This is a genomic window from Halomonas sp. WWR20 (assembly GCF_054602495.1).
Genome location: NZ_JBTRHR010000029.1, coordinates 1 through 699, shown reverse-complemented (window position 1 = coordinate 699; position 699 = coordinate 1). Strand labels below are relative to the sequence as shown.

The following is a 699-nucleotide window of genomic DNA, read 5'->3' as shown; positions in this document are numbered from 1 at the left end:
GCGTGGCGAGGCCATGGCCGAGGGCTTCGTGGCCTCGCTCAACATGGGCGCCGGCCAGTTCTGCACCAATCCGGGCCTGGTGATCGCCGAGAAGGGCGAGGCGCTGGACGCCTTCGTCGCCAAGGCCGGCGAGGTCCTCAAGGGCAGCGCGTCGCAAACCATGCTCACCCCGGGCATCTATGATGCCTATCAACAGGGTGTGGGCCGGCTCTCCAGCCACGACAAGGTCCGCGAGATCTCGCGTGGCCAGGTCGGCGAGACGCCCAACCAGTGCCAGTCGGCGCTGTTCGTGACTTCGGCGGCCGACTTCCTGGCCGAAGAGACGCTGCAGGAAGAAGTGTTCGGCTCCTCCTCGCTGGTCATCGAGTGCGCGGATGCGGCGGAAGTGAAGCGGGTCGCCGAGCACCTGGAAGGCCAGCTCACCGTCACGCTGCAGATGGACGACGCCGATCTCGACGCGGCGCGGGCGCTGCTGCCGACGCTGGAGCGCAAGGCGGGGCGTGTGCTGGTCAACGGCTGGCCCACCGGGGTCGAGGTGTGCCATGCCATGGTGCATGGCGGGCCGTACCCGGCGACCTCCGACAGCCGCACCACCTCGGTGGGCTCGGCGGCGATCTTCCGCTTCCTGCGTCCGGTGTGCTACCAGGCGCTGCCGGAAGGGCTGCTGCCCGAGGCGCTCAAGGAGGGCAACCCGCTGGG

At 69.5% G+C, this 699-nt stretch carries 1 protein-coding gene; it reads left to right on the top strand.

Annotated elements, in window-relative coordinates:
• Positions 1-699: aldehyde dehydrogenase family protein (locus tag ACW4DH_RS18980; protein ID WP_459637963.1), on the top strand; the 699-nt coding region annotated here is incomplete at both ends.